The sequence below is a fragment of the Sinorhizobium sp. 7-81 genome, assembly GCF_030124405.1.
In the GTDB taxonomy this organism is placed as follows: Bacteria; Pseudomonadota; Alphaproteobacteria; order Rhizobiales; family Rhizobiaceae; genus Sinorhizobium; species Sinorhizobium psoraleae.
Map to the genome: position 1 here is coordinate 175,857 of NZ_JASKLT010000001.1, position 16,422 is coordinate 192,278.

Genomic DNA, 16,422 nt, shown 5'->3' on the forward strand with positions numbered 1-16,422 from the left:
ACATGGCAGTCAGTGCTAACCGGCTCGAACTTCTGCAGATCGCAGATGCTGTGGCACGCGAAAAGGTGATCGACCGCGAGATCGTTCTGGCCGCGATGGCGGATGCGATCCAGAAGGCGGCTCGTTCGCGTTATGGCTCGGAATCGAACATTCGTGCGGATATCAATTCGAAGACCGGCGAAATCCGTCTGCAGCGCCTTCTGGAAGTGGTCGAGAAGGCTGACGACTATTCGACGCAGATCCCGCTGGAGCTTGCGCGTGATCGCAATCCCGACGCCAAGATCGGCGATTTCATCGCGGATCCGCTGCCTCCGATGGATTTCGGCCGCATCGCCGCGCAGTCGGCCAAGCAGGTGATCGTGCAGAAGGTTCGCGAAGCCGAGCGTGACCGCCAGTACGAGGAGTTCAAGGACCGCGTCGGCGAGATCGTCAACGGCACGGTGAAGCGCGTCGAATACGGCAACGTCATCGTCGATCTTGGCCGTGGCGAAGGCATCATCCGCCGCGACGAGATGATCCCGCGCGAAAACATGCGTTACGGCGACCGCGTCCGCGCGTTCGTCTACGATGTCCGCCGCGAACAGCGGGGCCCGCAGATCTTCCTGTCGCGCACGCATCCGCAGTTCATGGTCAAGCTCTTCACGATGGAAGTGCCGGAAATCTACGACGGCATCATCCAGATCAAGTCGGTTGCTCGCGATCCCGGCTCGCGCGCCAAGATCGCCGTTGTCTCCAACGACTCGTCGATCGATCCGGTCGGCGCCTGCGTCGGTATGCGTGGCTCACGCGTTCAGGCCGTCGTCGGCGAGCTTCAGGGCGAGAAGATCGACATCATTCCGTGGTCGCAGGATCCGGCCTCGTTCATCGTCAACGCGCTGCAGCCGGCGGAAGTCGCCAAGGTGGTTCTCGACGAGGATGCCGAGCGCATCGAAGTCGTGGTTCCGGACGAGCAGCTTTCGCTTGCCATCGGCCGCCGCGGCCAGAACGTCCGCCTCGCCTCCCAACTGACCGGCTGGGATATCGATATCCTCACCGAGCAGGAGGAAAGCGAACGCCGTCAGAAGGAATTCAACGAGCGGACCCAGCTCTTCATGGAAGCGCTTGACGTCGACGAGATGGTCGGCCAGGTGCTCGCCTCCGAAGGCTTTGCCCAGGTCGACGAACTCGCCTATGTAGAGCTCGACGAAATCTCGTCGATCGATGGTTTCGACGATGAGACAGCGACCGAGATCCAGACCCGCGCCCGCGAGTACCTGGACAAGATCGAGGCGGAGATGGACGCCAAGCGCAAGGAACTCGGCGTCGCCGATGAACTGCGCACGATCAACGGGCTGACCAGCCAGATGCTGGTTGCGCTCGGCGAAGAGGGCATCAAGACCGTCGAGGACTTCGCCGGTTGCGCCGCCGACGATCTTGTCGGCTGGACCGAGCGCAAGGACGGCGAGACCAAGCGCTTCGAGGGCATCTTCTCGAAGTTCGAGGTAACCCGCGAAGAGGCCGAGGCGATGATCGTCCAGGCGCGTCTGGCCGCCGGCTGGATCACCGAAGAGGATCTGGCGAGCGAGGCGGAAGAGCCGATCGAGGTCGCCGAAGGCGCCGAGCAGGACGCCTGATCACGATGATTGCGGAAACCGATGCTGACACCCTGCCTTCGGACAAGGGTCCGAAGGATCGGAGCGGCAGCAGCCGGACCTGCATCGTCAGCCGCGAGAGCGGGTCGCCTGACGAGTTGATCCGCTTCGTTGCCGGTCCCGACGGGCGCGTCGTGCCGGACCTGAAGCGGCAGCTTCCCGGGCGCGGATGCTGGATCAAGGCGGAACGGGCGCTTGTCGAAAAGGCGGTGGCGAAGAAGCTCTTCGCCCGTGCTCTCAAGGCCGACGTCAAGGCCGACGCCGCGCTGGCGGACGATATCGACAGGCTGCTCGCCGAGCAGCTTGCCGGAATGATGAACATGGCGCGCAAGGCGGGCCAGTTCATCTCCGGGGCGACGAAGACGGAACAGGCGGTGCGGGGTCTCGCGGCGCTCGCCGTCTTCCACGCCATCGATGCCGCCGCCGACGGGGTGCGCAAGATCGATCAAGCCCGCAAGGCGATGAGTTTCGTCGCCGAAGACGGAAAGGAAATAGCCGCATTCCGCCCCTTCACGGGGGCAGAAATGGACGGGCTTTTGGGAAGTAATGCTTTTATCCATGCCGCAGCGCTTGCAGGGCAGGCGGGTGAGGGTGTAGTGAAGCGCGCAATCATGCTCGAAAAGTACCGAGGATCTGTCCCGGTCCGGGCCGAAGGCGGCGCTGGCAAGCCACAGCAATGACACGCGTCACCGGCAAAGGCCGGCATCGCGAGCATTGTTTGAGACAATTTGGAAGACAGGGTCAGGTGTTTCGTATCCGGCCCTGATCGCTAGGAACGGAACGGAATGACCGACAACAAAGACGACAAGACAATCAGCGTAGCGGGCAAGAAGACGCTGACCCTGAAACCCTCCGGGGTTCAGCAGGGGACAGTGCGTCAGGATATGGGCCGCGGCCGCACCAAGGCGGTAGTGGTTGAAACCAAGAAGCGGCGTCATTCCCGTCCGGAAGACGAACGGCCGATTACGCCCGTCACGCCTGCAGCGCGTGCGCCGGAACAGCGCCCCATGCCGCCGCAGCCGTCCGGCCGCCCGGCGCCGCAGCCGCAACCGCATCAGCCGCGCCAGGAGCAGAACCGCCCGCGCGTCGGCGTTGTGCTGAACGATCTTTCCGCCGGTGAGATGGAAGCCCGCCGTCGCGCCTTGGCGGAAGCCCAGGTTCGCGATGCCGAGGAAGCCAAGCGCCGCGCTGAAGAGGAAGCCCGCCGTCGGCGCGAGGAAGAAGAGCGTGCTGCCCGCGAGCGGGAAGAGGCTGCTCGCCGCGCCGCCGAAGAGGCCGCGCGTCCGGCGGTTGCCGCTGAAAAGGTCGAGGAAGCGCAGCCGGCCGCTGCCGCACCGACCGTCACTGCGGAACGCCGTCCTGACAATCGCCCGCAACCACCGCGTCCGGCTCCCGCAGCGCCGTCGGCGCCCGCCGCAGCCGCGCCTCGCGGCCGTCGCGCGGGTGACGAGGAGGTGGAGGAGCGCGGTGCACGCGGCGCCGGTCCCGTGCGAGGCAAGGTCGTGCGTCCGGAACCCGCAAAGCCGGTCACGCGTCCCAAGGGCGATGACGGCCGTCGCCAGGGCAAGCTGACATTGACGGCTGCCGTCGACGAAGACGGCGGTCAGCGCGGACGTTCGCTCTCGGCGATGCGTCGCCGGCAGGAAAAGTTCAAGCGGAGCCAGATGCAGGAGACCCGCGAGAAGATCTCGCGCGAAGTCGTTCTGCCGGAAACGATCACCATTCAGGAGCTGTCGCAGCGCATGTCCGAACGCGCCGTCGACGTCATCAAGTTCCTGATGAAGGAAGGCCAGATGATGAAGCCGGGCGACCTGATCGATGCCGATCTCGCCGAGCTCATCGCCGGCGAATTCGGGCACACGGTCAAGCGCGTTTCCGAATCCGACGTCGAGGAAGGCATTTTCAACATCTCCGATACCGAAGAGAACATGGATTCACGTCCGCCGATCGTCACGATCATGGGTCACGTCGACCACGGCAAGACATCGCTGCTCGATGCGATCCGCCACGCCAACGTGGTTGCCGGCGAAGCGGGTGGGATCACCCAGCACATCGGCGCCTATCAGGTCGAGCAGAACGGTCAGAAGATCACCTTCATCGACACTCCGGGCCACGCCGCCTTCACGGCCATGCGTGCTCGTGGTGCCCAGGCGACGGACATTGCTGTCCTCGTCGTGGCGGCTGATGACAGCGTGATGCCGCAGACGATCGAGTCGATCAACCACGCCAAGGCGGCCAACGTGCCGATCATCGTGGCGATCAACAAGATCGACAAGCCGACGGCAAACCCGCAGAAGGTTCGCACCGAGCTGCTGCAGCACGAAGTCTTCGTTGAATCGATGGGCGGTGAAGTTCTCGACGTCGAAGTCTCGGCGAAGAACCACACCAACCTCGACAAGCTGCTCGAGGCGATCCTGCTGCAGGCCGAAATCCTCGACCTCAAGGCCAATCCGAACCGGACGGCCGAAGGAACGGTGGTGGAAGCCGAGCTCGATCGCGGCCGCGGTGCGGTCGCCACCGTTCTCGTCCAGAAGGGTACGCTTGCCCCCGGCCAGATCATCGTCGCCGGCGACCAGTGGGGCCGCGTGCGCGCTCTCGTCAACGACAAGGGCGAGCATGTGAAGTCCGCCGGCCCGTCGACGCCGGTTGAAGTCCTCGGTCTGTCCGGTACGCCGGCCGCCGGCGACAAGTTCGCGGTCGTCGAGAACGAAAGCCGTGCGCGCGAGATTTCCGAATATCGCCAGCGGCTTGCGCGTGAAAAGATGGTTGCGCGCCAGTCTGGCTCGCGCGGTTCGCTCGAGCAGATGATGACCCAGCTCCAAACCTCCGGCATGAAGGAGTTCCCGCTGGTCATCAAGGGCGACGTGCAGGGCTCGATCGAAGCGATTGCCGGCGCTCTGGAGAAGCTCGGGACCGACGAGGTGCGCGCGCGCATCGTGCATTCGGGCGCGGGCGGTATCACCGAGTCGGATATCTCGCTTGCCGAAGCCTCGAACGCCGCGATCATCGGCTTCAACGTCCGCGCCAACAAGCAGGCGCGCGATGCGGCCGAGCGCGCCGGCATCGAAATCCGCTACTACAACATCATCTACGATCTGGTGGATGACGTGAAGGCGGCGATGTCCGGTCTGCTGTCGCCCGAACGGCGCGAAACCTTCCTCGGCAATGCCGAGATCCTGGAGGTGTTCAACATCACCAAGGTCGGCAAGGTCGCGGGTTGCCGTGTCACCGAGGGCAAGGTCGAGCGTGGCGTGGGCGTCCGCCTGGTGCGCGACAACGTCGTCATCCACGAAGGCAAGCTCAAGACGCTCAAGCGCTTCAAGGACGAAGTTTCGGAAGTTCAGGCCGGCCAGGAATGCGGCATGGCCTTCGAGAACTACGAAGACATCCGCGCCGGCGATACGATCGAGTGCTTCCGCGTCGAACATGTGACGCGCACACTCTGATATCCGTCCGGTTGAGATCGTGCGAGCGCCGACTGAGCTTCGGCGCTCGCGCTTTTTGGAGCGGGACGAGAAGCGCGGGCGGTCTCCGCCCGCATCCCGCGTTTGATTAGATATCGATCCCGTTTGTGATTTTGAGCTAATTCAATCCAAGACCACGACGTGATCCGAGGTAAGCATGATGACCAAATCCACATCCTCCGCTCCTTCCCAGCGCATGCTGCGCGTCGGGGAACAGGTGCGCGCCGCGATCACGCAGGTCCTGCAGCGTGGCGAGGTGCGCGATCCGTTGATCGAAAAGACGGTGATTTCCATTTCCGAGGTTCGCATGTCGCCGGATCTGAAGATCGCTACCGCCTATGTCACTCCGCTCGGCATGACCGATCATGGCGCGGTGATCGAGGCATTGAACCGCAACGCGAAGTTCATTCGCGGACGGCTCGGACCGCAGCTCCGTCAGATGAAATACATGCCGGACGTCCGTTTCAGGGACGACACGAGCTTCGACAACTATCAGAAGATCGATGCGCTGCTGCGCTCGCCCGAGGTGAGCCGCGATCTCGATCCCGATGCCGACGACGAAGAATAGAACAGGCAACGATGTCCAAACCACGCAAACCCAAGGGGCGCCCGGTCTCGGGCTGGCTTATTCTCGACAAGCCGCTCGATTTTGGTTCCACCGAGGCCGTTTCGAAGATCAAGTGGCTGTTCAAGGCGCAAAAGGCGGGCCATGCCGGCACGCTTGATCCGCTGGCCTCCGGCATGCTGCCGATCGCGCTTGGCGACGCGACGAAAACCGTCCCTTACGTGATGGATGGCCGGAAGATCTACGAGTTCACCGTCGCTTGGGGCGAGGAGCGGACAACCGACGATCTCGAGGGCGAAGTCGCCCGTTCGTCTGCTGAACGGCCGACGGAAGAGGCGATCCGCGCGCTGCTGCCGAAATATACCGGCGTGATCAGCCAGGTGCCGCCGCAATTCTCCGCGATCAAGATTGACGGCGAACGCGCCTACGATCTCGCCCGCGACGGGGAGGCGGTCGAAATTCCGGCCCGCGAGGTGGAGGTCTTCCGGCTTTCACTGATCGGATGCACGCCGCATCTGGCGCACTTCGAGATCGAATGCGGCAAGGGAACCTATGTCCGGTCGCTTGCCCGCGATATGGGCCGCGACCTCGGCTGTTTCGGTCATATCGCCTCGCTGCGCCGCACTTTCGTGGCCCCCTTCGGCGAGGACGACATGGTGGCGCTTGCCGATCTCGTTGCGCTGGAGAAGGTCGAGGACGAGGCCGAGCGGCTCGCGGCGCTGGACGATTTCTTGATCGAGACGGGTCAAGCTCTTTCCGGATTGCCGCACATTGCCGTCAGCGATGACCAGGCCCATCGCCTTAAAATGGGCAATCCGATCATCTTGCGCGGCCGCGAGGCACCTCTGCCCACTCCGGAGGCCTATGCGACGGCGCGGGGCAAGCTCGTGGCGATCGGCGAGGTCGCCGAAGGCGAATTCCGACCGAAGCGGGTATTTGCCACGTCTTGAACATGCAACAATTCCAAGTGTTACAGCGTCCTTTGCGCGTCTGAAAAGACGCGCGCCGCTGTAGACGGTTTGCGTTTGGCGGAACGCTGACGCATGATCGGCGGGTGACGATTCGATCTGTTCGGCGCAAGCTGCGGATATGGCCATTCGTGGCAGTCGAGGCCAATCCGAGATCGCGATTACGCCATTCGCGTCAACCCGTAGCGGTTGTATGGCCGACGCGTGGAGTGCACGGGACCTTGTCGTGGTCACCGGGGCACGACAACAGACGGTGAGAGGCGGCCCGGGTGACTGAGGTGTCAGGGAAAGACCAGGGAGAAGCTTCGCGCGGCGGCCTGCAGGCTGCGGCGGCGTTCGTTCGGGACCGTCTGCGCCGGCCGTTCAGCTTTTACCTCATCTCGCTGCTGCTGATCGCGATCGTGCCTTCGTTCATCTTCGCTTTCGTCATCCTGAAGCGCAGCGTGGATGCGCAGGAGCAGGTCGTGACATCGCTCCTGAAAGCCTCGACGGGCTCAGTGACGCGCATCGTCGAGCGCGAGATCGAGGGCATGCTGACGACGCTCAAGGTGCTGTCGGCATCGAGTGCGATCGAGCTTCGCGACATGCGTGTCTTCTACGATCAGGCTTCGGTCGCCTTGGCCGACAGCGATTCCGATCTGGTCGTCATAGACAGGAATCACCATCAGAGACTGAATACGCGCCTTCCCTTTGGCGCACCGCTTGGACGGGCATCGGATCCGGAGTCGATCGAACTTGCCTTCAAGAACAAGGGTCCGCTCGTCTCAGGCGTGTTCTTCGACAATACCGACGGGCGATGGGTCTTCAACGTCTATCTTCCGGTGAGCTTACCGACAGGGGAGAGCTATCTGCTGGGCTTGACGCAGAATGCCGCGGGCATGGCCAAGGCCGTCAATCGCAACACGCTGTCGCCCGGCTGGAATGCCGCATTGGTGGACGGCGAAGGCAAGGTGATCGTTTCTTCGGATGCCGCCGTCAAATCGGGCGAAGTGTTCTTCCTGGACAAGCTGCCGGCGATCAGCATCGGCGTCGCCAATATCAGCGAAAACGGCACGGACTATCGCGTCGCGACGGAATTTTCCGTGGTGACCGGCTGGCGCATCGCCGCCTGGGCGCCGCGTGCGGTCGTCGACGCGCCGATATTGTGGTCGTTCTTGTGGCTGTCGCTTGGCGGCATCATCTTCGCGAGCATCGCCGTGGCGGGATCGTTGACCATCGCCCGCCTGCTCTCGCACGGGGTGAAGCTGCTTGCCATGGACGCACGACGTCTCGGTGCCGGCGAGCCGATCAAGCCACGTCGATACGTAATCACAGAGGTCGAAGACGTATCGAGCGCTCTCGCCCGGGCGGCGGCGGCCCGCAGCAAGGCGGAAGGGGAAATCCGCTTTCTGATGAGAGAGGTCGCGCACCGCTCGAAGAACCAGCTCACCGTCATTCAGTCGATGTTGAACCAGTCCGCCTCTTCCACCGAGAACGCATCGGAATTCGCCGAGGCATTTCGAAAACGTATAGCGGGCCTTGCCCGATCGACCGACCTGATGGTCGCAAACGCCGCCCTCGGCGTGGATCTCCGTGAACTGGCGCAGAACCAGCTGCAGCCGTTTGCCCCCGACGATCCGCAGCGCATCGTCCTCAGCGGTCCGGCCTTGCGGTTGGAAACACAGGTGGCGCAGATGCTCGGCATGGCGCTGCATGAACTTGCGACCAACGCGACCAAACACGGCGCACTGGCCAACGCGACAGGTGTCATCAGGCTCGATTGGTCAGTGTCGGATGGAATGATCGCCATTCGCTGGCGCGAGGAGGGGGCGAATATCGCCGCGCCGCCCAAGCGAGCACCCGGGCAGGCGCCGGCGCGAACGGGCTTTGGAACGGTCGTGCTCGAGCGCATGCTCGGCATGGCGCTCGGAGCCGAACTCGAAAGGACCATGCACCCCGACGGCATCGAGTGGACCATCCGGATTCCGCGCGGCGGCAGGGACGACGGAGCGGCCGAAACCGGAAATTGACGACGCCCTCAACTCTTGGGTCTCCTGCATGTTTCCTTGGATCCTGGCCGGTTTAAGGGTGAAGACATTCAGCAATTCGAAGTGCCAGAACGTCCTTCGCGCGTCGGATAAGACGTGCGGCGCTGTAGCCCGTGCTCCTGCGGCAAATCGGCAATTGAAGCATGGCGAGTGCGCTTCGTATCGCGGGTTTCATGACCCTTTCCTTTTCGATACATTTCGTTTATAGGCACGCCAGCGAAAGGCGCTGCCTCTTCGTATGAACGGCCGCGGCTGGACGACATCCCGGCTGCCGGCGACCCGAAATCCTCGAACTGAAAGGATCATCCGATGTCGATTACAACAGAGCGCAAGGCTCAGCTCATCAAGGAATTCGCGACCGCTGAAGGCGACACCGGTTCTCCGGAAGTCCAGGTTGCGCTCCTGACGGAACGGATCAACAACCTGACCGAACACTTCAAGGGCCACAAGAAGGACAACCATTCCCGCCGTGGTCTTCTCGCGATGGTTTCCAGCCGTCGTTCGCTCCTCGACTATCTGAAGAAGAAAGACGAAGCGCGCTACACCAAGCTGATCGGTGCCCTGGGCATCCGTCGCTAAACGACTTTGTCCGGCGGGCCGCTTGCGGTCCGCCGGCTTTTTTTCTACAGCGCCGTGGGTCTTTTCAGACGCACAAAGGTCGCTGTAGCACTTTGAAATCGCTGCATGTTTTGTACTTGGATCGGTCGGTTTAAGGAAGCATGCAGCAGGGCGTTTGATCGCCTTGATTATCTCTCCTCGGGCGCCGGAGGCGCAGGACCGGGAGAGAACGTCCAGCGGACCGGATGGGCCGGTATCGCGGATCAACCGATGGCCCGTCATGGGGCAGGATTGCAGGATGCTTCGGCGCCTGCTTGCCGGAGCGCTGCCACACGGGCAGCGCGGCAAAGCGGTAACGAGCCGGTTCTTTTTGAAGCCTCCCGTTGTCTTGCCCGTGATGCGCCACCACCAAGCGGCATTCAGATCATCCGCGCTGCAACAGCCGCGGAAGGTCTCCCGCACACGAAGGACAGAACATGTTCGAGACCCACAAGGTAGAAATCGAATGGGCAGGGCGTCCGCTCAAGCTCGAAACCGGCAAGATCGCGCGTCAGGCTGACGGTGCCGTTCTCGCGACCTACGGCGAAACCGTGGTGCTTGCCACCGTCGTTTCGGCCAAGGCGCCGAAGCCCGGGCAGGATTTCTTCCCGCTTACCGTCAACTACCAGGAAAAGACCTATGCTGCCGGCAAGATTCCCGGCGGTTATTTCAAGCGTGAAGGCCGCCCGAGCGAAAACGAAACGCTCGTTTCCCGTCTGATCGACCGGCCGATCCGCCCGCTCTTCCCGGAAGGCTACAAGAACGACACCCAGGTGATCGTCACGGTCATGCAGCATGACCTGGAAAACAATCCGGACGTCGTTTCCATGGTCGCCGCCTCCGCCGCGCTGACGCTTTCCGGCATTCCGTTCATGGGACCGATCGGCGGTGCCCGCGTCGGCTACATCAATGGCGAATATGTGCTGAATCCGCACCTGGACGAGATGGAAGAATCCTCTCTCGACCTCGTCGTCGCAGGCACGCAGGAAGCCGTGCTGATGGTCGAATCGGAAGCCAAGGAGTTGCCGGAAGACATCATGCTCGGCGCTGTTGTCTTCGGTCAGAAGGGCTTCCAGGCGGTGATCGACGCGATCATCAAGCTCGCCGAAGTCGCTGCCAAGGAACCGCGCGAATTCGAACCGGAAGATCATTCCGCGCTTGAGAACGCCATGCTCTCGATTGCCGAAGACGAGCTGCGCAATGCCTACAAGATCACCGAGAAGGCCGCCCGCTACGCCGCGGTCGATGCCGTCAAGGCCAAGGTGAAGGAACACTTCCTGCCGGAAGGCATCGAGAACCCTGCTCACACGGCCGAAGAGATCGCTTCGGTCTTCAAGCACCTGCAGGCCAAGATCGTTCGCTGGAACATTCTCGATACGCAGAGCCGTATCGATGGCCGCGACCTCGTCACGGTCCGCCCGATCGTCGCCGAAGTCGGCATCCTGCCGCGCACGCACGGTTCCTCGCTCTTCACCCGCGGTGAAACCCAGGCGATCGTCGTTGCGACCCTCGGCACTGGCGAAGACGAGCAGTATGTCGATTCCTTGACCGGCATGTACAAGGAAAACTTCATGCTGCACTACAACTTCCCGCCCTTCTCGGTCGGTGAAACGGGCCGCATGGGGTCTCCGGGCCGTCGCGAAATCGGTCACGGCAAGCTCGCCTGGCGCGCCATCCACCCGATGCTGCCGACGGCGGAACAGTTCCCCTATACGCTGCGCGTCGTTTCCGAAATCACAGAGTCCAACGGCTCCTCCTCGATGGCCACCGTCTGCGGCACCTCGCTGGCGCTGATGGATGCAGGCGTCCCGCTTGCCAAGCCCGTCGCCGGTATCGCCATGGGCCTCATCAAGGAAGATGACCGCTTCGCCGTTCTCTCCGACATTCTCGGTGACGAAGATCATCTCGGCGACATGGACTTCAAGGTTGCAGGCACCGACGCCGGTATCACCTCGCTGCAGATGGACATCAAGATCGAGGGCATCACCGAAGAGATCATGGGTGTAGCGCTCAATCAGGCGAAGGGCGGCCGTCTGCACATTCTCGGCGAAATGGCCAAGGCCATCTCCGAGAGCCGTGGGCAGCTTGGCGAATTCGCGCCGCGCATCGAAGTGATGAACATCCCGGTCGACAAGATCCGCGAAGTCATCGGCTCGGGCGGCAAGGTCATCCGCGAAATCGTCGAAAAGACCGGCGCCAAGATCAACATTGAGGACGACGGTACGGTCAAGATCGCATCCTCCTCCGCCAAGGAGATCGAAGCGGCGCGCAAGTGGATCCACTCGATCGTCGCCGAGCCGGAAGTCGGCCAGATCTATGAGGGCACGGTTGTCAAGACCGCCGATTTCGGTGCTTTCGTCAACTTCTTCGGCGCCCGTGACGGCCTCGTCCATATCTCGCAGCTCGCTTCCGAGCGCGTCGCCAAGACGACCGATGTCGTCAAGGAAGGCGACAAGGTCTGGGTCAAGCTGATGGGCTTCGACGAGCGCGGCAAGGTTCGCCTCTCCATGAAGGTCGTGGATCAGGCGACCGGCAAGGAAGTCGTCGCCGAGAAGGCCGAGAAGAAGGACGGCGGCGAAGCGGCTGAATAAGCCGGCCCCGCCAAGGTGCTCGGGGGCGCGGAGCGGATGGCTTCGCGCCCCCTTTCTGTAAGCAAAGAACGGATTCGATCCCATGAGCCGCGACGCACTGAAAACCCTGTTCCACCCCTTCGATACCGGTGTCATCGATCCACCGGGGGAGGGCGAGCGCGTGCTTTTCCTCGGGGCGGAGGCGGGCTACAGGCTGCCGCGGGACTTTTCCGCGTCGATCGCCGCCGTGCAGCCGCTCAAGTCTCTCTATCGCGCGCTGGAAGCGGCGCGTGCCGACGTGACGCCTCTTGCCGAGGGCGAGGGCTATGACGCGGCACTGGTGCTCTGCGGCAAGCACAAGGGCGAGAACGAGGACCGGATCGCCAAGGCGCTCAAGCGCACCCGCGGTGGCGCGCTGATCGTGGTGGCAGGCGGCAAGGAGGACGGCATCCAGCCGCTGCGCAAGAAGATCGGCAAATTCGGCTGGGACGGGGATTCTCTGCCGAAATACCATGGCGTTGCCTTCTGGTTCACGCGGCCTGAAGATGTCTCGGAAGCCGCGTCGGCGCTCGCCAAGGTGCCGGTGCGTGTCGATGGGCTGTTCGAGGCGTCGCCCGGCATGTTCTCCCACGACCGCGTAGATGCGGGTTCCGAACTTCTTGCCTCCCGCCTGCCCAAAGATCTTACCGGCCATGCGGCGGATTTCGGTGCCGGTTGGGGTTATCTGTCGGTGATGCTCGCCCATGCCTCGCCTGGGCTGAAGGGCATTGATCTCTTCGAGGCGGATTATGAAGCGCTGGAGGCGGCGCGCATCAACATGATGGCGAACGCACCCTCGACGCCGGCCCGCTTCTATTGGCACGACCTGACAACCGAGGAGACGCGCGACAAGTACGACCTGATCGTCATGAATCCGCCCTTCCACGAGGGACATGCCGCAGAACCATCGCTCGGCGCCGCGATCATCAAGTCCGCTGCCAAGGCTTTGAAGCACGGTGGCAAGCTGATGCTGGTCGCCAATCGCGGCCTGCCCTATGAGCAGGTTCTCGCGGAAAATTTCAAGGAGAGCGGCGAGACCTGCCGCAACGCGCGCTTCAAGGTGCTCTGGGCAAAACGGTAGAGCAATTCAGGTCGGCTTGCGCCGCTTTGCAGCGGCGTGCGTGCACAAAGGGCGCGGAGTGCTGCTGTATGTCTGACTCCGATTTAAGGCGTTACGCTAGCGGTTGATCCGGTCTGTCCGGATGGCGTGTCGCTTCCTTGTGACGCGCCGCTTTCCTGTTGCCAGAAAGAACGATCGGGCACACCATGTTGATGTCGGCCATGGTGACCGTAGAGGAGCAGGCTATGGGATTTGGACCCGCTCGACCCCCTATGATGGAAGATGTTGAAGAGGTGATCGCGCGCGATATCAAGAACGCCGAGGGACATGGCGCTACGGCGGAAGTTCCCTTGCCGTTCCTGCGCAGTCTCTATCGCGTGCCGCTGGTGCCGGCAAGGCTGAAATACATGCGCGGCACGTCCACCATTGTCGGCCTCGCGCTGGCGGCTATCCTGCTGGGATTGATTTGGGCTTGGACAGCGGCCTGATCCGGGTTGCGACAACCCGGATCAGCTATCTTACTCCGCGTCGGCCGTGCGCAACGCCTCGAGTGTCGGCATCGAGGTGATGTTGTAGCCGGAATCCACATAGTGAATCTCGCCGGTCACGCCGCGCGAAAGGTCCGAAAGAAGGTATAGCGCGGAATTGCCGACGTCGTCGATCGTCACGGTGCGGCGCAAGGGCGAATTCTTCTGCTGCCAGGAAAGCATCGCGCGTGCGTCCGAGATGCCAGCGCCGGCGAGCGTGCGGATCGGCCCGGCGGAGATCGCGTTGACGCGGATGCCGCGCGTGCCGTAGTCGGCGGCGAGATAGCGCACCGAGGCTTCGAGCGCCGCCTTGGCAACACCCATTACGTTGTAGTTCGGCATGACCCGCGTCGAGCCGCCATAGGTCAGCGTCAGCATCGTGCCGCCTTCGCTCATCAGCTCGGCGGCGCGCCTGGCGATCTCGGTGAAGGAGAAGCAGGAGATGACCATGGTGCGGCTGAAATTGTCGCGCGTGGTGTCCGCGTAAAGACCCTTCAGCTCGCTCTTGTCGGAGAAACCGATCGCGTGGACGACGAAATCGAGCCGGCCCCAACGCTCCTTGATGGCGGCAATGACCGCGTCGACGGAGGCGATATCCTCGACGTCGCAGGGTAGCAGGAAGTCGGAACCGACCTCGGCGGCGAGCGGCTTCACGCGCTTGCCGAGCGCTTCGCCCTGATAGGTGAAAGCAAGTTCGGCGCCCTGCGCGGCCAGTGCCTTGGAGATTCCCCAGGCAATAGAATGGTTGTTGGCCACACCCATGATGAGGCCGCGCTTTCCGTTCATCAGTCCGTTCATTGTGTTATCCGTTGTAGCGCTGGAAGACGAGCGTGGCGTTCGTGCCGCCGAAACCGAAGGAGTTCGAAAGAACCGTGTCGATCTTCGCGTTGTCGATCCGCTTGCGAACGATCGGTACGCCTTCGAACTCGGGGTCGAGCTCGCTGATATGCGCGCTTTCGCCGATGAAGCCGGCCTGCATCATCAATAGGCCATAGATCGATTCCTGAACGCCGGCAGCACCCAAGGAGTGGCCCGTCAGGGACTTGGTCGACTGGATGTGCGGCATATTGGTGCCGAACACTTCGCGAATGGCGCCGATTTCCTTGGAGTCGCCGACCGGGGTGGAGGTTCCGTGGGTGTTGATGTAATCGACGTCGCCCTTCACCGTGGCGAGCGCCTGACGCATGCAGCGCACGGCGCCTTCCCCGGAGGGAGCGACCATGTCGTAACCGTCGGAGGTCGCGCCATAGCCGACGATTTCGGCGTAGATCTTGGCGCCGCGGGCCTTGGCACGCTCCAGCTCCTCGAGCACCAGCACGCCGGCGCCGCCGGCAATCACGAAACCGTCGCGGTTGACGTCATAGGCGCGCGAGGCCGACGACGGCGTCTCGTTGAACTTCGAGGACATCGCGCCCATGGCATCGAACAGGTTGGACATGGTCCAGTCGAGATCCTCGTGGCCGCCGGCGAACATCACGTCCTGCTTGCCCCACTGGATCATTTCCGCGGCATTGCCGATGCAATGCGCCGAGGTCGAGCAGGCCGACGAGATCGAGTAGTTGACGCCATGGATCTGGAACCAGGTCGCAAGCGTGGCCGACGCCGTCGACGACATTGCCTTCGGGACCGCGAACGGGCCGATGCGCTTCGGGCTTACGTTTTTGCGGGTGACGTCGGCAGCCTCGACGATGGTGCGCGTCGAGGGACCGCCCGAGCCCATGATGATGCCGGTGCGTTCGTTGGTGATGTCGCCGGCCTCGAGTCCGGAGTCCGCGATTGCCTGCTTCATCGCCACGTGGTTCCAGGCACCTCCCTGGGACAGGAAGCGCATGGCACGCCGGTCGACGAGTTCCGTCGGGTCGAGCGACGGCGCGCCCCAGACCTGGCACTTGAAGCCATTCTCGGCGAAATCCGGGGAAAACGTGATGCCCGACTTCGCATCGCGCAGCGACGCGGTGACTTCGTCGGCATTGTTACCGATCGAGGAAACGATGCCGAGGCCCGTGACAACAACCCGTCTCATGGTAATGACCTTTTCTTAAACTTGAACCCGTCCTGGCCTTTTGCGGCTCAGTCGGCCTTTTCCTGGAAAAGACCGACCCTGAGATCGCTGGCCTTGTAGATCACTTCGCCGTCGGCCTTCATCCAGCCGTCGGCAATGCCGAGCACCAGGCGGCCCCGCATCACGCGCTTGAAGTCGATGCCGTATTCGACCAGCTTGTTCTTCGGCGTCACCATGCCTGTGAATTTTACCTCGCCTGTGGAGATCGCGCGGCCCTTGCCGGGCTCGCCGAGCCAGCCAAGGAAGAAGCCGGTCAGCTGCCACATGGCATCGAGACCAAGGCAGCCGGGCATGACGGGATCGCCCATGAAGTGGCAGGGGAAGAACCAGAGATCCGGCGTGATGTCGAACTCGGCGCGGACGTAACCCTTATCGTGGGGGCCACCGGTTTCCGAGATATCGGTGATGCGGTTGAACATCAGCATCGGCGGCAACGGAAGCTGGGCATTGCCGGGGCCAAACATTTCACCTCGGCCGCAGGTCAGGATTTCCTCATAGCTGAAGCTGGATTGTCTGGTCGTCATGAATGGTTGTTTCCCCGATCGACTGAATGTTCTCCGACCTGCTTTAGTGCAAGTTCGGGTTAAATTGAAGCGTGGCCTGCGCCAATGGCTATGCTGCCTGTCGCAGTTTGCGCTCCCGCGAGACCCCTACAGCGCCGCGCGTCTTGTCAGACGCGCAAAGGGCACTGTAGCACTTTGAGTTGCTGAATGTTTTATCCTTAAATCGGCTCCGATTTAAGGAAACATGCAGTAGGTTAGTACGGATGCCGGCGGAATGCCGCTTCGCATTTTCTCTCATCCGGCTCTTATTGGCGATATCGTTGCGCCGTCGCTTACAATATGAATGTGGGCACGACCAGAGTTAAATGCCAGCCTTCCCCCGCTTTGGGCCGATTTTCAGGCGTTTGCG

At 62.5% G+C, this 16,422-nt stretch carries 13 protein-coding genes; 10 read left to right on the top strand and 3 right to left on the bottom strand.

Going from position 1 to position 16,422, the window contains the following annotated elements:
* Nucleotides 1-2: 2 nt before the first annotated feature.
* The 10 genes from nusA to QN224_RS00870 all read left to right on the top strand — a co-directional run bounded on the left by nusA (nt 3) and on the right by QN224_RS00870 (nt 13,409).
* Nucleotides 3-1,613, top strand: coding sequence for a transcription termination factor NusA (gene nusA / locus QN224_RS00825; protein ID WP_173511276.1), 1,611 nt, complete (start codon nt 3-5; stop codon nt 1,611-1,613).
* 5 nt (nt 1,614-1,618) lie between these two features.
* Nucleotides 1,619-2,311: an RNA-binding protein gene (locus tag QN224_RS00830; RefSeq protein ID WP_283975187.1), complete on the top strand. Its 693-nt coding sequence runs from the start codon at nt 1,619-1,621 to the stop codon at nt 2,309-2,311.
* A gap of 105 nt (nt 2,312-2,416) precedes the next feature.
* Nucleotides 2,417-5,077 carry a translation initiation factor IF-2 gene (gene infB / locus QN224_RS00835; protein WP_173511274.1) on the top strand — a complete coding sequence of 887 codons (2,661 nt, stop codon included), beginning with the start codon at nt 2,417-2,419 and terminating at the stop codon, nt 5,075-5,077.
* Nucleotides 5,078-5,255: 178 nt separating this feature from the next.
* Nucleotides 5,256-5,663, top strand: a complete 408-nt coding sequence (rbfA, locus tag QN224_RS00840; RefSeq protein WP_173511273.1) for a 30S ribosome-binding factor RbfA — start codon at nt 5,256-5,258, stop codon at nt 5,661-5,663.
* A gap of 11 nt (nt 5,664-5,674) precedes the next feature.
* Complete coding sequence (gene truB, locus QN224_RS00845) at nt 5,675-6,610, top strand: tRNA pseudouridine(55) synthase TruB (protein WP_173511272.1); 936 nt, start codon at nt 5,675-5,677, stop codon at nt 6,608-6,610.
* Between the two features lie 287 nt (nt 6,611-6,897).
* Nucleotides 6,898-8,637, top strand: a complete 1,740-nt coding sequence (locus QN224_RS00850; RefSeq protein ID WP_283975188.1) for a sensor histidine kinase — start codon at nt 6,898-6,900, stop codon at nt 8,635-8,637.
* Between the two features lie 327 nt (nt 8,638-8,964).
* Nucleotides 8,965-9,234 carry a 30S ribosomal protein S15 gene (gene rpsO, locus QN224_RS00855; protein WP_173511270.1) on the top strand — a complete coding sequence of 90 codons (270 nt, stop codon included), beginning with the start codon at nt 8,965-8,967 and terminating at the stop codon, nt 9,232-9,234.
* A gap of 455 nt (nt 9,235-9,689) precedes the next feature.
* Nucleotides 9,690-11,843: a polyribonucleotide nucleotidyltransferase gene (gene pnp, locus QN224_RS00860; protein WP_283975189.1), complete on the top strand. Its 2,154-nt coding sequence runs from the start codon at nt 9,690-9,692 to the stop codon at nt 11,841-11,843.
* 82 nt (nt 11,844-11,925) lie between these two features.
* A complete protein-coding gene (locus tag QN224_RS00865; protein WP_283975190.1) occupies nt 11,926-12,942 on the top strand; it encodes a class I SAM-dependent methyltransferase in 1,017 nt (338 codons plus the stop codon).
* A gap of 224 nt (nt 12,943-13,166) precedes the next feature.
* Entirely contained in the window at nt 13,167-13,409 is a 243-nt protein-coding gene (locus QN224_RS00870; RefSeq protein ID WP_283975191.1) for a hypothetical protein, read from the top strand.
* 30 nt (nt 13,410-13,439) lie between these two features.
* Here QN224_RS00870 and fabI read toward each other — a convergent pair whose 3' ends face one another.
* From fabI to fabA, 3 genes are read right to left on the bottom strand one after another with little or no spacing between them, the layout of a single operon-like run.
* Nucleotides 13,440-14,246 carry an enoyl-ACP reductase FabI gene (fabI, locus tag QN224_RS00875; protein ID WP_173511266.1) on the bottom strand — a complete coding sequence of 269 codons (807 nt, stop codon included), beginning with the start codon at nt 14,244-14,246 and terminating at the stop codon, nt 13,440-13,442.
* Between the two features lie 4 nt (nt 14,247-14,250).
* Complete coding sequence (gene fabB, locus QN224_RS00880) at nt 14,251-15,471, bottom strand: beta-ketoacyl-ACP synthase I (RefSeq protein ID WP_269279416.1); 1,221 nt, start codon at nt 15,469-15,471, stop codon at nt 14,251-14,253.
* A 47-nt stretch (nt 15,472-15,518) separates the two neighbouring features.
* Nucleotides 15,519-16,034, bottom strand: coding sequence for a 3-hydroxyacyl-[acyl-carrier-protein] dehydratase FabA (fabA, locus tag QN224_RS00885; protein WP_173511264.1), 516 nt, complete (start codon nt 16,032-16,034; stop codon nt 15,519-15,521).
* Between the last annotated feature and the right edge of the window lie 388 nt (nt 16,035-16,422).